Raw genomic sequence first — 16,762 nt, 5'->3', positions numbered from 1 at the left:
AGCCGCCGCCGGGCGCTCCCCCGCACCCCGGCGCGCCGACCGCGCGCCCGCACCACCCGACCCACCGATCCACCCGCCGCGGCCCGCCGCGCCACACGACCGGAGACGACCATGCCCCCACCACCCAGCTCGCCGAGGCCCGCATCGAGCGGTTCGTCCGCGACCGCCTCACGCCGAACGTCCACCGCCGCCGGATGCCGCTCGCCATCGAGGCGTGGGACGCGCCCGGCGAGCCCGTGCCGTTCGCCGAGGCGGTCGCGCAGCACGGCCGGCCCTTCGCCGTCGGCACCCCGTGGAGCCGTGCGTGGGGCACCACGTGGTTCCACGTGACGGGCGAGGTGCCCGCCGACGGCGACGCCGCGGGCACGGCGCTCGAGGTGCTCGTCGACCTCGGCTTCAGCGACCGGCAGCCCGGGTTCCAGGCCGAGGGCCTCGTCCACCGGCCGGACGGCAGCGTCGTGAAGGCCATCGAGCCCTACAACGGCTACGTGCCGCTCGAGGCGATCGGGGCGGGCACGGCGCCGGGGACGCGCATCGACCTCTGGATCGAGGCGGCCTCGAACCCCGACATCGGCGGCGACTCCTTCCACGGCGAGACCCCGCTCGGCGACCCCGCGACCGCCGGCGACGAGGCGATCTACACGCTCCGGACCATGGACCTCGCCTGGCGCGACGTGGCCGTCTGGGAGCTGGACCGCGACGTGTGGACGCTCCGCGGCCTCATGGCCCAGCTGGATCCGGCGTCGCCGCGGCGCGCGGAGATCCTCGCCGCGCTCGAGCGCATGTGCGACGCGGTGGATCCCGACGACGTCGCCGGCACCGCCGACGCGGGCCGACGCGAGCTCGCGGCCGTGCTGGCCGCACCGGCCCACGCGAGCGCGCACCGGGTCACCGCCGTCGGCCACGCGCACATCGACTCCGCCTGGCTCTGGCCCGTGCGCGAGACCCGCCGCAAGGTCGCGCGCACCTTCTCGAACGTGCTCGCGCTCATGGACGAGGATCCGGACTTCGTGTTCGCCGCCTCCAGCGCGCAGCAGTACGCGTGGCTGAAGGAGGACCACCCGGGGCTGTTCGAGCGGGTGCGGCAGCGCGTGGCCGAGGGCCGGTTCGTGCCGGTCGGCGGGATGTGGGTCGAGTCCGACACGAACATGCCGGGCGGCGAGGCGCTCGTGCGCCAGCTCGTGCAGGGCAAGCGCTTCTTCCTCGAGGAGTTCGGGATCGACGCCCGCGAGGTGTGGCTGCCCGACTCGTTCGGCTACACCGGCGCCCTGCCGCAGATCGTGCGCGGGGCGGGCGCCGAGTACTTCCTCACGCAGAAGCAGTCGTGGAACGAGACCAACACCATGCCGCACCACACCTTCCTCTGGGAGGGCATCGACGGCAGCCGCGTCTTCACGCACTTCCCGCCGGTGGACTCCTACAACTCCGACCTCTCCGGCGAGGACCTGGCGCGCGCCGAGCGCCAGCACGCCGAGAAGGCCGTGAGCAACGCGTCCATCGTCCCGTTCGGCTGGGGCGACGGTGGCGGCGGGCCGACGCGCGAGATGGTCGCGGCGGCGCACCGCACGCACGACCTGGAGGGGTCGCCGCGCGTGACGCTGGGCACGCCGCTGGCGTTCTTCGACGCGGCCCGGGCGGAGATCCGGGATCCGCACGTGTGGTCGGGCGAGATGTACCTCGAGTTCCACCGCGGCACGTACACGTCGCAGGCGCGCACCAAGCAGGGCAACCGGCGGAGCGAGCACCTGCTGCGCGAGGCGGAGCTGTGGCTCGCGACCGCGGCCGTCCGGGGACTCGCGGAGTACCCGCACGACGAGCTCGACGCGCTGTGGCGCACGGTGCTGCTGCTCCAGTTCCACGACATCCTCCCGGGCACCTCCATCGCGTGGGTGCACCAGGAGGCCGAGCGCGAGCACGCGCGCGTGCAGGGCCGGCTGCGGGAGCTCGTCGCCGCGGCGCAGTCCGCGCTCGCGGGATCCGGCGACCGGCGCATCGCGTTCAACGCGGCGCCCGTGGACGCGGCGGGCGTCGGCGCGCTGTCCGCCCGGGTCGTGGATCCTGCCGACGGCTCCCCCGCGCCCGTCGCGGACGGCGACGGCTGGGTCATCGACAACGGCCTCGTGCGCGCGCGGTTCGACGCCGACGGCACGGTCTCCTCGCTCGTCGACGCCGCGTCGGGCCGCGACCTCGTCGCCCCCGGCCAGCGGCTCGGCCTCCTCCAGCTGTTCCGCGACACCCCGAACCAGTGGGACGCATGGGACATCGACGACGCCTACCGCCGCAACCGCACCGACCTCACCGACGTCGCATCCGTGCGGATCGACGGCGCGGCCCTCGTGGTCGAGCGCGCGTTCGGCGCCTCCCGCGTCACGCAGACGTGGACGCTGCCGGCCGGCGAGCCGGAGCTGCAGGTCGTCACCGACGTCGACTGGCACGAGCGGCAGAAGCTCCTCAAGCTCGCGTTCCCGCTGGACGTGCACGCCGACCGCGCCGCGTCCGAGGTGCAGTTCGGGCACGTGCAGCGCGTGACGCACGCGAACACCTCCTGGGAGACGGCGCGCTTCGAGACGGTCGCGCACCGCTGGGTGCACGTCGGCGAGCCCGGCTTCGGGGTGGCGGTGGCGAACGACGCGACGTACGGGCACGACGTGACGCGGATCCCCCGCCCGGACGGCGGCAGCGCGACCCTCGTGCGCCAGTCGCTCCTGCGGGCGCCCGTGTTCCCCGACCCGCACGCCGACCAGGGCCGGCACGTGCTGCGCTCCGCCGTGCGCGTCGCCCCCGACGTGCTCGACGCGGCGGACGCCGGGTACCGGCTCAACCTGCCGGTGCGCGAGGTCGCGGGCGACCACGGCGTCGCGCCGCTCGTCACCTCGTCGTCCGCGGCCGTGGTGATCGAGGCCGTGAAGCTCGCGGAGGACCGCTCGGGCGACCTCGTCGTGCGGCTGTACGAGGCGCGCGGCGGGCGGGAGCGCGCGGTGGTGCAGGTGGATCCGGCGGCCGGGCTCGGCGCGGCGATCCGCACCGACCTGCTCGAGCGGCCCCTCGAGGGCGCGGACGCGGACGCGCAGGCGGACGCGCAGGCGTCGGCCGACGGGATCGCGCTCACGCTGCGGCCGTTCGAGATCGCGACCCTGCGGTTCGCGCGCCGGTAGCGGACGCGGTCCGCACGAGGCGGGGCTCCGCGGTCAGGCGACCGGCGGCAGCCCCGCCGCCGCGCGGGCGATCCGCGCGGTCTCCGCGTGCTCGGCCCGCCAGAACGCGGCGTCGCCGTCGGGCAGGTTGCCGTTCCCCGCGCGCAGTCCGACCGCACCGTCGACGAGCTCGCGCAGCACGTCGGCGTGCCCCGCGTGCCGGTTCAGCTCGGCGACGAGGTGCACGGCGACGCGCTGGAGCGTGACGTTCCCGGATCCGCCCGGCCACCACGGCACCGTGCCCGCCGCGTCGAGCGGGAGCGCCCGGAGCGTCGCCTCGGCGTGCGCGCCGACCCGCTCCGAGAGCCCCACGATGTCGGCGCGCGACTCGTCGACGGCGGCGCGCATGTCGGCGTTCGGCGGCGCGTCCTGCTCCATCCAGGCGAGGCGCTCGGGGAACGGCCGGCCGAAGACGAACCCCAGGTAGCCGGCCTCGACGCCCGCGGCGTGCTTCACGAGCCCGAGCAGGTTGGATCCGGTCGGCACGAGCGGGCGGCGGACGTCGTGCTCCCCCAGGCCCTCGAGCTTCCAGACGAGGGCCTCGCGCGCGAGGCGGAGGTGGCGGATCAGGTCGTCGCGCACGGCGACGTCGTCGGGCGCGGGATCGGACGGGGTCGCGGATGAGGGCTGCGCTGCGGTCATGCCGCGAGCATCTCAGGCGCCGCCGACACGCGTCCAGCGCCCGCCGTCCGGACGACGCGCCTCGCGCCCCGCGCCCCGGACGGGGGACGCCCGCCGGTCCGTGAGGGGCGCATCCGCCCGGGCGGATGGACGGGGGACGACGTCCGGCCCCGGACCGGGAGGCCCGCATGACCGCCGACGAGACGACCGCCGCCACCGCCGGTCCCGACTACCCCGGCCACGGGGAGCGCGAGCTGGTCCGCATCGGCGCCCGCGCCATCGCCGCGTGGATCGCCGAGGTGATCACGCCGCGCCGCCGTCTCCTGGCGCTCGGCGTCGCCGCGGTCGTCGGCCTCGCGACCGCCCTGCTGTTCCGCGCCCTGTTCCTCGGCATGGACGACGCCCACGGCGGCGAGACGGCGCTCGCCGCCGCTCTCGGGCTCGTCATCGGCGCCCTCGCCTGTTCGATCATCCTCGCCGCCTGGCTGTCGGGCGCGTCACGCCGCCTGGGTTCCGCGACGGGGGCGCACCCGCACTGGCGGGACGCCGCGCTGCTCGATCGGTCCGTGGACGCCCGCGGTCGGGTCGCGCTCGCACCCGGCACCGCTGAGCGGGTCGCGGTGGAGTCCCGCCGTGGCATCGCTTCCGGGGCGGTCGGCGTCCCCGCGGTGCTCATCCTGGGCACCGCGGCACTCGTCGCCGTTCCGGTCATGCTGCTGGCGGGGAGTGCGCCCCTGCAGATGCTCTTCGTCCCCCTCTTCTTCGTCATGGGCGCCACCACCGTGCACTCGATGTGCCGCCTCGCCGGCCGCATGGCCCTCCTCCGCGACGCCGCCGACGCCGAGCTCGCCCTCCCCGAGGCCGAACGCATGCAGGCACCGCGCGCGGATCCCCCGCACGGCAGCCGCCTGCCCTGACCCGCGCGCGTCCAGCAAGTTCCCCCGAGCGGGGAATACGATGGAGGGCATGAAGGCGCTCCAGTACACCCGCATCGGATCCCACCCCGAGGTCGTCGAGATCGAGAAGCCGACCCCCGGCCCCGGTCAGGTCCTCCTCCGCGTCACCGCCGCCGGCGTGTGCCACTCGGACGAGTACGTGATGGGCCTCTCGGAGGAGGAGTACCGCGCCGCCGGCTACCCGCTCCCCCTGACCCTCGGCCACGAGGGCGCGGGCGTCGTGGAGGAGCTGGGCGCGGGCGTCGAGCACCTCGCCGTCGGCGACGCCGTCGCGGTCTACGGCCCGTGGGGCTGCGGGCGCTGCCACGCGTGCGCCGAGGGCCGTGAGAACTACTGCGAGAACGCCGCGGCAGAGGGGATCCAGCCTCCCGGGCTCGGCGCGCCCGGCGCCATGGCCGAGTACATGATCGTCGACGACCCGCGCCACCTCGTGCCGCTCGGCGACCTCGACCCCGTCGCGAACGTCTCGCTCACCGACGCGGGCCTCACCCCGTACCACGCCATCAAGACCTCGCTGCCGAAGCTCGGCGCCGGCACGTTCGCCGTCGTCATCGGCACGGGCGGCCTGGGGCATGTCGGGATCCAGATCCTCCGCGCCCTCAGCGGCGCCACCGTCATCGCGCTCGACGTGAACGACGAGAAGCTCGAGCTCGCCCGGCACGTGGGCGCCCACCACACGGTGATCAGCGACGCCGACGCCGCCGACGGCATCCGCGCGATCACCGGGGGACGCGGCGTGCAGGCCGTCTTCGACTTCGTCGGCGCAGCGCCCACCATGGCGACGGCCTTGGAGGTCGTGGAGCCCGCCGGCGACGTGACGATCGTCGGCATCGGCGGCGGCACCGTCGAGGTCGGCTTCGGGACCATCGCGTTCGACGCCGCCGTGCGCATCCCCTACTGGGGCAGCCGCTCCGAGCTGATCGAGGTCCTCGACCTCGCGCGCTCGGGCCAGGTGACCGTCGAGACCCAGCGCTATGCGCTCGCCGACGGCCCGGACGCGTACGCGGCGCTCGCGGCGGGCACGGTCCGCGGCCGCGCCGTCATCGTTCCCTAGCGACTCGGACGGGAGGGGATCCGCCCCGTCTCCGGCGCGTGCATGCCGCGTCCGGAATGGACGCGTGGGCCTCCGACAGCGGATCGGGACCGAACCGCGGGGCGGGCGGCGACGAACATTACACGCGACCGGCGAGCCGCGACGCACCGACGCTTTCCCAGCCCACGGCGCCTCGCGACATGGCAGGGTAAGGACTCGGTCGCCCCTGATCCCCGGCAGCCGGGGCGTCATGCGGATCACGGCGCTGCACCCTGGTCCCGTGAGACGGACCGCTCCCCCAGGCCGAGAGGCCCCGACCTTCGAGTGAGCAGGCACATGACAGACACCGACACCTCCGCCCCTCCCCGCATCGTCCTGACCAAGCCCAAGCGCGGCGGTGGATCGAACCCCACCACCGCGTACTCGGGCCTGCTCAACACCGTCCGCGAGGCAGGGCTCCTGGAGCGCCGCGTCGGGTTCTACGCGCTCATGTTCGCCGGCATCACGGCGGCCCTCGTCGGCCTCGGCGTCGGCTTCGTGCTCCTCGGCGACAGCTGGTTCCAGCTGCTCATCGCCGCCGGGCTCGGCATCATCTTCACCCAGTTCGCCTTCCTCGCCCACGAGGCCTCGCACCGCCAGGTGTTCGAGTCGGGCAAGGCCAACGACGTCGCGGGCCGCACGCTCGCCAACCTCTTCGTCGGGATCAGCTACTCCTGGTGGATGACGAAGCACTCCCGCCACCACGCCAACCCGAACGTCATGGGCAAGGACCCGGACATCGAGCGGGACGTCATCTCCTTCACCCCGGAGGACGCCTCCCGCGCCAAGGGCCTGTACGGCTGGTTCACCCGCCACCAGGGCTACGCGTTCTTCCCCATCCTCATGTTCGAGGGCCTGAACCTCCACGTGCACGGCTTCCGCACCGTCTTCGGTCGTGGCAAGGTCGACAAGCGCTGGCTCGAGATCTCGATGCTCTCCACCCGGATCATCGCCTACCTCGCGGTCGTCTTCTTCTTCCTGCCCCTCGGCATGGCGTTCGCCTTCGTCGGCGTCCAGCTGGCGGTCTTCGGCGTCTACATGGGCGCCTCCTTCGCCCCCAACCACAAGGGCATGCCCGTCCTGCCGAAGGACTCCAAGGTCGACTTCCTCCGCCGCCAGGTCCTCACCAGCCGCAACATCCGGAGCACCTGGCTGACCGACATCTACATGGGCGGCCTCAACTACCAGATCGAGCACCACCTCTTCCCGAACATGCCGAGGCCCGCGCTCAAGAAGGCCCAGGTCATCGCCAAGGAGTACTGCGCGACGCACAACATCCCGTACACCGAGACCACGCTGCTGGCCTCGTACGGCATCGTCATCGCGTACCTCAACCGCGTGGGCCTCTCGGCCGGCGGCGACCCGTTCGACTGCCCCGCATCCGCCGCCTTCGGACGCTGATCCGCCGCACCCGCACCACCTGACGCCTCCCGATCGCGCCGCCCTCCGGGGCCGCGACCGGGAGGCGTCGTCGTGTGCGGGGGCATCCGCGCGCCACGCGCCGCGGCTAGCGCCTGCCCCAGTCCCACGACGGCGCGCTGAGGAGCCCCTGCCCGTGGAGGACCGTCTCGCCGTGCGGCTTCTCCAGCACGAGCTCCCCCGGCTCCGCGTGCTCCGACACGGCCGCGGCCAGGCCCGGCGCGTGCGTCACCACGAGGATCTGCACGTTCCGCGACGCCGCGGCGATGAGCTCGCCGAGGGCGGGCAGCAGATCCTGGTGGAGGCTCGTCTCCGGCTCGTTGAGCACCATGAGCTCGGGCGGTTCCGTGGTGAGCAGGGCGGCCGTGAGCATGAGCATCCGGAGGGTCCCGTCGGAGAGCTCGGCGGCGTCGAGGACGCGGAGGATGCCGGGCTGCCGCAGGCCGAGCGACAGGACGCCGTCCTGGGAGCGGACGACGATGGTCGACCCGGGGAACGCCCGGTCGACCAGGGCGTCGAGCGCGTCGCCGTCACCCCACTCGCGGATGGTCTGCACCGCGGCTGCGAGGTCGGACCCGTCGCTCGCGAGGACGGGAGTGCGCGTGCCGACGCGCGGCCTGCGGGCGGGGGCGTCGACGTCGGTGCGGAGGTGGTCGTAGAAGCGCCAGCCGCTCATGCGCCGCCGGAGGATCATCGCGTCGGGGCTCGTGACGGCGTCGGCCACCTCGCTGAGCACGCTGAGGTGGGGCGGCACCGGGGCCGGCACGTGCATCCAGCCGTCGGCCTCGTCGCGGACGCGCACGTCCTGCCAGCGGCGCTCCAGCAGGAGGGAGCGGGGACGCGGCACCGGACCGCTGAAGACCAGCTCGCGCTTGATCTCCGGATCCCGCCCGAACATGGTCGGCGGCATGGCGGACGGGTCCCGCTGGGGGATGCCGAGGTCGACGAGGTATCCGAGCTCGTCGCCCGCGAAGCCCAGCCGGAGCGCGATGGGGCCCTTCCGCATCGTGCCCTGCACCTCGTGCTCGCCGTCGCGCATCGCCTGGCTGAGGCCCTCGGGCCCCGCCCAGAGCACGGCCTCGAGGCCGCCCTCGCGCGCGAGCGCGCCGACCGCGCCGCCCTGGGCCATGTCGGCGATGAGGCGCAGCGCCCGGTGGACGTTGGACTTGCCGCTGCCGTTCGCGCCCGTGACGACGTCGAGGCCCGTGAGCGGCAGGACCAGGTCGCGGACGGAGCGGTAGCCGGAGACGGCGAGGGTGCGGATCATGCCGCGACCCTCGCACGGACCGCCGACAGGCGCGGCGGGGACGGGGTCAGGAGTCCTGCGGAACCCGCACCGTGAGGCCGCCGGGCAGCACCTGGATGCGGAAGCCGATCGCCCGGCCGAAGGGATCGCCGTCGAGCTCGATCTCCTCCTCCTTCTCGAGCCGGACCACGACCTCCTCCGCCGTGCGGTACTCGAGGGCACGGACCTCCTTCTCGGGTCCCATGAGGCGGCGGCCCGCGGCGGTGCGCCGGACGACGCCGTTCTCCCATGCGACCTTGACCCAGATCTGGAGCCAGCCGAACAGGCCCTCGGGGCGCATGAGCACCACGTCGAGGATCCCGTCGTCGACCGCGGCGTCCGGCAGCAGCAGGATGTTGGCGGGCAGCGAGCCGCAGTTGCCCACGATGAGGGTGTGCGCGCGGCGGCGGTGCGTGCTGCGTCCGTCGAGGCGGTAGCGCAGGCGGAGCTGGTCGCGGTCGCGGAGCGCCTTGAAGATCGCGTCGACGTAGGCGAGCCAGCCGACCTTCTTCTTCAGCTCCGAGTCGGTGTTGGCGAGCATCTTCGCGTCGATGCCCACGCCCGCCATGACGACGAACACGTGCTTGTCCCGCGTCTCGTCCTCGCGCAGGATCTCGATGGCCGCGAGGTCGACCTTCCGGTCGTGCCCGGAGAACGCGGCCTCGAGCGAGTGGTCGACGTCGTTGAGCGTGAGCTTGAGGTTGCGGGCGAGGAGGTTGCCGGTGCCCGACGGGAGGAGTCCCAGCGCGACGCCGGATCCGGACATGCCCTCGGCGACCGCGCGCACGGTGCCGTCGCCGCCGGCCGCGATGACCATGTCGACGTCGTGCGAGAGGGCCTCCTGGGCGGCGCCCTTGCCCGGGTCGTCCTCGCTGGTCTCGAACCAGAGCGTCTCCTCCCAGCCCGCGGCACCCGAGGCCTGCGCGACCTTCGCCTTCAGCGACTCGAGGTCGACCTTGATGGGGTTGTAGACGACGGCGGCGCGACGGCCTGACCCGTCGGTGGGCGAGGGTGCGGGAGCGGAGGCGGGGGTGGAGGTCGTCATCATGGTCACCCTACCCACGCGCGGGTCCCGCGACCGTCCCGGGGGCGCCCCGGGACGGCGGCCGCCCCGGAGACGACGATGCCGACCCGCGCGCGGGGCGCGGGTCGGCATCGTCATGGGGCTCCGGGCGTCAGGAGCGCCGGGCCTCGTCCTCGTCGCCGAGGGGCTCGCGGAGGGCGGCCTCCTCGGGGTCGACCGGGTCGACCGAGAGCTGGAAGTGGTCGCCGTGCTGCTCGACGCCGTTGACGACGGCGTCGCGCATCATCTCGACCGCGACCTGGCGGCGCACGATGAGCGGATCCGTGCGCAGCTCGCTCCAGAGGGCGTAGCAGGCGACGAGCATCACGAGCACGAACGGCAGCGACGCCACGACCGTGAGGTTCTGCAGGCCGGTGAGGGCCTCCGTGCCTCCCCCGCCGATGGCGAGCATGATCGCCGCGACCGCGCCCATAACGACGCCCCAGAAGACGACGACCTTGCGGCTCGGGTGCAGCGCGCCGCGCTGCGACAGGGTCCCCATCACGATGGACGCGCTGTCGGCGCCCGACACGAAGAAGATGCCGACGAGCAGCATCACGAGGACGGTGCTCACGCTCGCGAGCGGGTAGTGGTTGAGCAGCTGGAACAGCGTGTTGTCGCTGACCACGGCGCCGTCGATGGTCATGTCGCCGTCGGTCTGCTGCGCGTGGATAGCGGAGCCGCCGAAGATCGAGAACCAGATGAGGGCCACGATGCTCGGCGCGAGGAGCACGCCGACCACGAACTCGCGGATGGTGCGGCCGCGGCTGATGCGGGCGATGAACATGCCGACGAACGGCGTCCACGAGATCCACCACGCCCAGTAGAAGACGCTCCAGCTGGCGAGCCACGAGCTCATCTCGTCGCCGCCGGTCGCCGCGGTGCGCGACGCCATCTCGGTCATGTCGCCGAGGTACGCGCCGAGCGTGGCGGGGATGAGGTTCAGGATCAGCAGCGTCGGGCCGACGACGAACACGAAGACGGCGAGCACGACGGCCAGCACCATGTTGATGTTCGACAGCCACTGGATGCCGCGGGCGATGCCCGAGACGGCCGAGAAGATGAACGCGATCGTCAGCACGACGATGATGCCGATGAGGAGCGGCGCGGTGGCCTCCGGGACCCAGCCGTTGAACTCGAGGCCCGCGCCGATCTGCGTCGCGCCGATGCCGAGCGAGGCCGCCGAGCCGAAGAGCGTGGCGAAGATCGCGAGCATGTCGATGACGCGTCCGGCCCAGCCCTCGGTGCGCTTCGTGCCGAGCAGCGGCTGGAAGATGGAGGAGAAGAGCTGCTTGCGCCCCTTGCGGAAGGTGCCGTAGCCGATCGCGATGCCCGCGACCGCGTAGATGGCCCAGGGGTGCAGGCCCCAGTGGAACATGGCGGTGGCCATGGCCGTGCGGATGGCCGCCTCCGACTCCGGCTGCGTGGTGCCGGGCGGCGGGGTGACGAAGTGGCTGAGCGGCTCGGCCGCGCCGAAGAACATCAGGCCGATGCCCATGCCCGCGCTGAACATCATGGCGATCCACGAGACCGTCTTGAACTGCGGCTTCTCGTCGTCGGCGCCGAGCTTGATGCGGCCGTAGCGGCTGGCGGCGAGCCAGAGCACGAAGATCACGAAGAAGCTCGCGGCGAGCACGAAGAGCCAGCCGGTCTTCTCGATGACCCAGGTCTGCGCCGCGCCCGAGATGGAGGCGAGGCCGTCGGTGCTGACGATGCCCCAGACGACGAAGCCGACCGCGAGGACGGCGGTGACGCCGAAGACGAGGCGGTCGATCTTCGGGTGCTCGGGCTCGTACAGGTCGACGGATCCCGTGAACCTCGCCTCGAGGAGGCGGTGGTCGGAGTGGTCGCGACGGGGTGGCCGGGTGCCGTCGGCGTTGGTCCGTCGCTTCGGGATGAGACGGTCGAGGAGGCGTTCTGCGGACGTGCGCGTGGAGGTCATGGAGGGGATGGGCTCCTGTGGGCTCGATGACGTGGTGCCGCGCCCGCAGGGGTCCCGCGAGCGACCGGCTGAGTCTAGGCGGACCCCCTCCGATACGCCGATTCGCGATCGGGTCTTGTCATCGGCTATGGGGAGGGGTAGGGCGGCGATCCGACCGGGAGGGCGACGACCACGCGCGTGCCGTGCCCCAGCCGGCTGGAGATGCGGACGGATCCGCCGTGCGCGGTGATCGTGCGCTCGGCGATGGAGAGGCCGAGCCCGAGGCCGGGCACCGCGCCGTCCCGGGCCGACTGCGCGCGGAAGAAGCGGTCGAAGACGTGCCGCTGGTCCTCCTCGCTGAGGCCGACGCCGGTGTCGACGACGGAGAGGACCGCGTCGTCGCCCTCGCGCTCGAGCACCACGTGGATGCGGCCGGTCGGGGTGAAGACGATCGCGTTGGAGAGGAGGGCCTCCACGACCTGCGTCAGCCGGTCGGCGTCGCCGTCGAGCACGACGCCCGGGGCGACGCGGGCGTCGAGCGCGAGCCCCCGCTCGGATGCGCGTCCGGCGGCGCGGGCCGCGGCGCCCTCGACGAGCGCGGTGAGGTCGACGGATCCACGGCGGAGGGCCGGGGCCTGGTCGGCGCCGTCGAGGAGCGACCCGATGATGGCCGACAGCTGCTCGACGTTCCGCTGGATGACCGCGAGCTCGCCCGCGATGCCCATGTGCACGGGGTCGTGCAGCTCGTCGAGGAGGTCGAGGTAGCCGACGATGCTCGTGAGCGGCGTGCGCAGCTCGTGCGAGACGGTGGCCAGGAACTCGTCGCGCACCTGGACGGCCTGCGCGAGGTCGGTGACGTCGTAGGCGCCGAGGACGGTGCCGGTCCGCTGCCCCTCGCGGCGGCCGATGGTGCGCACCGACAGGACGAGGGCGCGCTGGTCGCCCGGCTCCCCCACCCAGTAGACCGGGCCGTGCACCTTGTCGGCGTACAGCGCCTCCATGAGGATCTTGCCGTCGCGGGCGACCGGCGTGACGCGGTCGGATCCGTACACGTGGGACGCCCGACCCGTCGCCGGGTCGTAGCCCGCGAGCTCGAGGAGGGAGCGGACCGCGGCGTTGCGCAGCACGGGCCGGTCGGCCCCGTCGAAGAAGACGATCCCGACGTCGACCGCGTCGGCGACGTCGCGGAAGGTCTCCGTCTGGTCGCGGGACTCGGCGAGCAGCCGCGCCTGGGTCTCGGTCGCCTCGGCCAGCTCGCGCCGGTCGGTCCGCTGCGAGGCCGCCGCCTGGGCCGCCGCCGCGACCAGCAGCGCGGTGAGGAGGGGCGCGCCGACGAGGTCGGCCCACGCGGTGGAGGTGGCGGGGAGCCCGCCGTCGCGGATCACCGGGAAGAGGCTGATGACGAGCGCACCCGCCACGGCCACCGCGACCCCGCCGGACGGGAAGGCGAAGACCAGCCAGAGCAGCGGGAAGATCACGAGGAGGGCCGCCGCGGGGAAGGTGGCGGCCGTCGCGTCGCGCAGGGCGGCCACCGCGAGGAGGTCGACCGCCGGCACGACCATGAGGACGCCGGAGGGCGTGCGGCTCACGGTGAGGCCCACGCAGAGCAGGGAGACGGCGCCCACGACGACGAGCGAGGCCAGGTACCAGGGATCGCCGTGCACCTCCGGCTCGACGACGGCGACGATGACCGCGACGACCGCGACGCTGAGGAGGAACGGCACCTGCGCGCGGGAGGAGCCGCGGCGCCTCTGGTCGTCCCGGGCGGAGAGGACGGTGCGGGACGGGCGTGCGGGAGTCGTCATGCGATCCCCTCCCGTACGCGCCGCCGGAGGACGTCGTGGCCCGAGCCTAGACCGGACGACATGCGAGGAGGTCGCGGAGGCGCCGCGACGGCCCCACGCGGCCAGGATCCGGACGCTTGAGCAGAACCCGGGACGGGCTTGCGGCAAAGCTCGGCCGGACTTGCGGTTGCCCAGCGGATGGCTTGAGACCGCTCCGTCAGAGTGGTGTTCGTCGAAGGAACACCGGTACGACACCGCGGGGCGCCGCTGAAGCGCCCCGTACGGGACCGGAGCCGACCGGCGGGACACCCACCCGACGCCTCCCCCACGAACATGCGCGGCACACCGCGCGAGAGAACAGGAACCCCATGAACAAGATCGTCTCCGGTGCCGTCGCAGGTGCCGCCGGAATCGTCCTCCTCCTCGGCGGCGCCGGCAGCTTCGCGCTGTGGAACGCCAACGCGACGGTCGCCGCCTCCAGCGTCTCCTCCGGCAACCTGGCCATCTCCGCCGACACCGCGGGCGTCTGGACCGACATCACCAACGGCGGCAGCAAGGTCATCGACCCCGCCACCTACCGCATCGTCCCGGGCAACGTCCTCCAGTACACGAGCGCGCTGACCGTCACGGCGACCGGCGACTCGCTCGCCGCGGACCTCACCTACAACCCCGTCTCCATCACGGGCGACGCGGCGCTCAAGGCGGCCATCACCACGAAGCTCGACGTCACCTCGAAGGACGCCAGCATCACCCCCGCCAGCGCCGCGAACACGTTCACGGTCAAGCCCTCCACGTCCGCCTCCAAGGTCAACGTCGTCCTGACGGTCACCTTCCCCTCCGACGCGACGACCGGCCAGAACGGCTCGCTCTCCTTCGACAAGCTCGCCTTCATGCTCACCCAGCGCGCGATCTAGTCCCCGGTCTCCCCTCCCCGCGGTGACGTCACCCGCGGGGAGGGGGCTCCACCCCCCTCCCCTGCACCACCCGCCACACGAACCGGAAGCGACACGACATGAGCACGAGGCAGGCACCCGCCCCCCGTCCTGCTCGCGGCCGTCGCTCCGCCGCCGCCCGTCCCGTCCACGGCCGCCGCTCGACGCAGCCCGCCCGGCGCAGCCCCCTCCGCGCCGCCTGGCTCACCATCGGCCTCCTCACCGCGGTGCTCGTCGCCTCGCTCGCCGCCACCGGCGGCAGCTACGCCCTCTGGAACGGATCCGCGAGCGCGCAGCCGGCGGGCGTCACGAGCGGCACCAGCGGCCTCGTCGTCACGCAGCAGTCGGCGCTCGACTCCTCGCGCCTCCTCCCCGGGCAGGGCGCCATCGGCACCTTCACCGCGAAGAACACGGGGACGGTACCCTTGGACGTGGCCGTATCCACCCGTGGCACCTCATCGAACAGCGCCTTCCTCGGCGAGCTCTCCGTGCGCATCGGCCCGGTCGCCTCCACGTCGGCCTGCGTCTCGGGCGCGACCACGTGGTCCGGACGCCCCGGGCAGCTCACCACCTCCAGCGACTTCGTCCGCATCCAGCCCGGCGCATCGGCCGTCGTCTGCTCCGAGGTCGTCCTCGACCGGGACGCGCCGCAGAGCGTGCAGGGGTCCACCGGCCAGCTCACCTTCGCCCTCACCGGCACGCAGGTGAAGCCGTGAGCCGGACGCGGCGCCGCATCGGCCGCAGCCGCGCCGCGCTCCTCGTGGGCCTCACCGTCCTCCTCGTGGGCGCGGGCAGCACCGCCGGATACGCCCTCTGGGGATCCAGCACCACCACCGCCACGTCGGTCCGCGCCGCGACGGTCGCCGTCACGAGCACGGGCTTCGACCAGCTCGCCGGCGCCGTCAGCTCCAGCAGCCCGAGCCGCACGGCGACGGTCGTCGTCACCAACACGGGCACCGCCACGTCGCCCTGGACCGGCACCGTGTCCGCGACCGCGTCGGCGGACGCCGACCGCGCTCTGGCCAGCGGCACGAAGGTCGTCGCCTGGAGCACCACCGCGTCGAGCTGCTCCGCCACCTCGTCCGTCGGCTCCGGGTCCGTCTCCGGCACCTGGGCGTCGCCCCCCACCGTCTCCGGCACCCTCGCGGGCGGCGCGAGGTCGACCTGGTGCGTGCGCACCACCGCGTCGGGGTTCCCCACGAGCGGATCCGCGTCCGTCACGGGCACGCTCGGCGTGGTCCTCGGCTCGGGCTCCTGGACGGGCCGCGCCTCGACCTCCGCCACGCAGACCGCCGCGGGCCCCACCGTCACCGGCGGGTTCCGCTGCGAGCCGACCGACGGCAACTGGTACGTGTTCGTCGCCTGGGACACCTCCGTCGCCCCGTCCGACTCGAACTACGGCGTCATGGTCAACGGCACGCGCATCGCCACGTCGCAGGGCTCCTACGGCAAGGCCGCCATCACCCGCGACCAGGTGCCGTCCACGCTCGCGGCCGACGGCACGGTGCCCGTGTCGGTCGACCTCCTCGACGGCAACGGCCAGAAGGTCCGCCAGGTCGCGAACGGCACCGTCGTCGCCTTCGAGCAGAGCGGCGCCCGCGGCTTCCGCTGCTCCTGACCCCCACCACCCGCCCCGACCCGGACCCCACGCCATGCCCCGCCTCCCCCTCGCCCGCCGTCGCGCGCGGCACGCCGACGCCCTCGGCCGACCCGCGGACGACCTCGCGCCGGTGGAGCTCGAAGCCGGCACCACGCCCCGCGGCGGCATCACGCAGCTGGCCCGCTCGGCGGCCGTCGGCCTCAGCGTCGGGATCCTGCTGCTCGTCATCGCGCTCGCGGCCGTGCTGCTCGTGGTGCCCAAGGTGTCCGGATCCGTGCCGCTGACGATCCTCACCCAGTCGATGGAGCCGACGCTGCCGCCCGGCACGCTCATCGTGGTGCGCCCCGTGGATCCTGACGCGCTCGAGGTGGGCGATGTCGCGACGTACCAGATCCGCTCGGGCGACCCCGCGGTCATCACCCACCGCATCACCGCCATCGCGTCCGCCTCGGACGGCACGCGCTCCTTCACCTTCCAGGGCGACAACAACGCGTCGCCCGACTCGCTGCCCGTGACGCCCGCGCAGATCCAGGGCGAGGTCTGGTACTCGGTGCCGCTCGTCGGCTGGGCGAACCAGGCCGTCAACGGACAGGCCCGGAGCTGGATCATCCCGGCCGCCGCGGTCGCGCTCCTCTGCTACGCGGCGGTCACGATCATCACGGGCGCCGTGCAGACGAGGCGGAGGCGCAGCGCGTCGGCCGCCGAGGACGTCGTGGCGGAGGGCGACCACGTGCACTCCGACGCGATGGCCGCGGGTGTCGCCGAGGCGGAGCGCCAGGATCCCACGCACCCGGGCGTCGACGCGGCACCTGTCGCGAGCACCCCGCGTCCGCGGGGACGCCACCGCGGCTGAATCCGCGGACCGCCCGCCCTCCCTCACGACGGACGGCCCGGCTGCTCCCTCGAGGGGAGCCG

13 protein-coding genes are annotated in these 16,762 nt (G+C 73.7%); 8 read left to right on the top strand and 5 right to left on the bottom strand.

Going from position 1 to position 16,762, the window contains the following annotated elements; genetic code table 11:
- The first annotated feature begins 194 nt into the window (after positions 1-194).
- Complete coding sequence (locus AES38_RS05890; RefSeq protein WP_256998878.1) at positions 195-3,155, top strand: alpha-mannosidase; 2,961 nt, start codon at positions 195-197, stop codon at positions 3,153-3,155.
- Between the two features lie 33 nt (positions 3,156-3,188).
- On the opposite strand, the gene AES38_RS05885 is transcribed toward AES38_RS05890, so the two are convergent.
- Positions 3,189-3,836, bottom strand: a complete 648-nt coding sequence (locus tag AES38_RS05885) for a DinB family protein (protein ID WP_053774185.1) — start codon at positions 3,834-3,836, stop codon at positions 3,189-3,191.
- Between the two features lie 167 nt (positions 3,837-4,003).
- Here AES38_RS05885 and AES38_RS05880 point away from each other — a divergent pair, with 167 nt between their 5' ends.
- The 3 genes from AES38_RS05880 (at position 4,004) to AES38_RS05870 (ending at position 7,244) form a co-directional block, all read left to right on the top strand.
- On the top strand, positions 4,004-4,732 hold the full coding sequence (locus tag AES38_RS05880) for a hypothetical protein (protein WP_053774184.1): 729 nt from the start codon (positions 4,004-4,006) through the stop codon (positions 4,730-4,732).
- A 49-nt stretch (positions 4,733-4,781) separates the two neighbouring features.
- On the top strand, positions 4,782-5,825 hold the full coding sequence (locus AES38_RS05875; RefSeq protein ID WP_053774183.1) for an NAD(P)-dependent alcohol dehydrogenase: 1,044 nt from the start codon (positions 4,782-4,784) through the stop codon (positions 5,823-5,825).
- Between the two features lie 315 nt (positions 5,826-6,140).
- Positions 6,141-7,244, top strand: a complete 1,104-nt coding sequence (locus AES38_RS05870; protein ID WP_053774182.1) for a fatty acid desaturase family protein — start codon at positions 6,141-6,143, stop codon at positions 7,242-7,244.
- Positions 7,245-7,350: 106 nt separating this feature from the next.
- Here AES38_RS05870 and AES38_RS05865 read toward each other — a convergent pair whose 3' ends face one another.
- The 4 genes from AES38_RS05865 to AES38_RS05850 all read right to left on the bottom strand — a co-directional run bounded on the left by AES38_RS05865 (position 7,351) and on the right by AES38_RS05850 (position 13,336).
- Positions 7,351-8,529, bottom strand: coding sequence for an AAA family ATPase (locus AES38_RS05865; protein ID WP_053774181.1), 1,179 nt, complete (start codon positions 8,527-8,529; stop codon positions 7,351-7,353).
- A 46-nt stretch (positions 8,530-8,575) separates the two neighbouring features.
- A complete protein-coding gene (locus AES38_RS05860; protein WP_053775695.1) occupies positions 8,576-9,592 on the bottom strand; it encodes a diacylglycerol/lipid kinase family protein in 1,017 nt (338 codons plus the stop codon).
- A 130-nt stretch (positions 9,593-9,722) separates the two neighbouring features.
- Positions 9,723-11,552 (bottom strand): BCCT family transporter, encoded by a 1,830-nt coding sequence (locus AES38_RS05855; protein WP_053774180.1) that lies wholly within the window; start codon positions 11,550-11,552, stop codon positions 9,723-9,725.
- 125 nt (positions 11,553-11,677) lie between these two features.
- Entirely contained in the window at positions 11,678-13,336 is a 1,659-nt protein-coding gene (locus AES38_RS05850) for a sensor histidine kinase (protein WP_053774179.1), read from the bottom strand.
- A gap of 347 nt (positions 13,337-13,683) precedes the next feature.
- Between AES38_RS05850 and AES38_RS05845 the strand changes: the two genes are divergently transcribed.
- From AES38_RS05845 to AES38_RS05830, 4 genes are all read left to right on the top strand, one after another.
- Positions 13,684-14,229 (top strand): alternate-type signal peptide domain-containing protein, encoded by a 546-nt coding sequence (locus tag AES38_RS05845; protein WP_053774178.1) that lies wholly within the window; start codon positions 13,684-13,686, stop codon positions 14,227-14,229.
- Positions 14,230-14,327: 98 nt separating this feature from the next.
- Positions 14,328-14,963 carry a TasA family protein gene (locus tag AES38_RS05840; protein WP_053774177.1) on the top strand — a complete coding sequence of 212 codons (636 nt, stop codon included), beginning with the start codon at positions 14,328-14,330 and terminating at the stop codon, positions 14,961-14,963.
- A complete protein-coding gene (locus AES38_RS05835; protein WP_053774176.1) occupies positions 14,960-15,865 on the top strand; it encodes a hypothetical protein in 906 nt (301 codons plus the stop codon). The genes AES38_RS05840 and AES38_RS05835 overlap by 4 nt, the downstream gene beginning before the upstream one ends.
- Before the next feature lie 34 nt (positions 15,866-15,899).
- Entirely contained in the window at positions 15,900-16,700 is an 801-nt protein-coding gene (locus AES38_RS05830) for a signal peptidase I (RefSeq protein ID WP_053774175.1), read from the top strand.
- Positions 16,701-16,762 lie beyond the last annotated feature (62 nt).

This window comes from Clavibacter capsici, from assembly GCF_001280205.1.
Classification (GTDB): Bacteria; Actinomycetota; Actinomycetes; order Actinomycetales; family Microbacteriaceae; genus Clavibacter; species Clavibacter capsici.
This window is presented reverse-complemented; position numbering and strand designations above follow the sequence as displayed.

Coding starts and splice junctions, on each gene's coding strand:
- AES38_RS05890 (WP_256998878.1), top strand. CDS start 195: ATGCCGCTCGCCATCGAGGCGTGGGACGCGCCCGGCGAGCCCGTGCCG.
- AES38_RS05885 (WP_053774185.1), bottom strand. CDS start 3,836: ATGACCGCAGCGCAGCCCTCATCCGCGACCCCGTCCGATCCCGCGCCC.
- AES38_RS05880 (WP_053774184.1), top strand. CDS start 4,004: ATGACCGCCGACGAGACGACCGCCGCCACCGCCGGTCCCGACTACCCC.
- AES38_RS05875 (WP_053774183.1), top strand. CDS start 4,782: ATGAAGGCGCTCCAGTACACCCGCATCGGATCCCACCCCGAGGTCGTC.
- AES38_RS05870 (WP_053774182.1), top strand. CDS start 6,141: ATGACAGACACCGACACCTCCGCCCCTCCCCGCATCGTCCTGACCAAG.
- AES38_RS05865 (WP_053774181.1), bottom strand. CDS start 8,529: ATGATCCGCACCCTCGCCGTCTCCGGCTACCGCTCCGTCCGCGACCTG.
- AES38_RS05860 (WP_053775695.1), bottom strand. CDS start 9,592: ATGACGACCTCCACCCCCGCCTCCGCTCCCGCACCCTCGCCCACCGAC.
- AES38_RS05855 (WP_053774180.1), bottom strand. CDS start 11,552: ATGACCTCCACGCGCACGTCCGCAGAACGCCTCCTCGACCGTCTCATC.
- AES38_RS05850 (WP_053774179.1), bottom strand. CDS start 13,336: ATGACGACTCCCGCACGCCCGTCCCGCACCGTCCTCTCCGCCCGGGAC.
- AES38_RS05845 (WP_053774178.1), top strand. CDS start 13,684: ATGAACAAGATCGTCTCCGGTGCCGTCGCAGGTGCCGCCGGAATCGTC.
- AES38_RS05840 (WP_053774177.1), top strand. CDS start 14,328: ATGAGCACGAGGCAGGCACCCGCCCCCCGTCCTGCTCGCGGCCGTCGC.
- AES38_RS05830 (WP_053774175.1), top strand. CDS start 15,900: ATGCCCCGCCTCCCCCTCGCCCGCCGTCGCGCGCGGCACGCCGACGCC.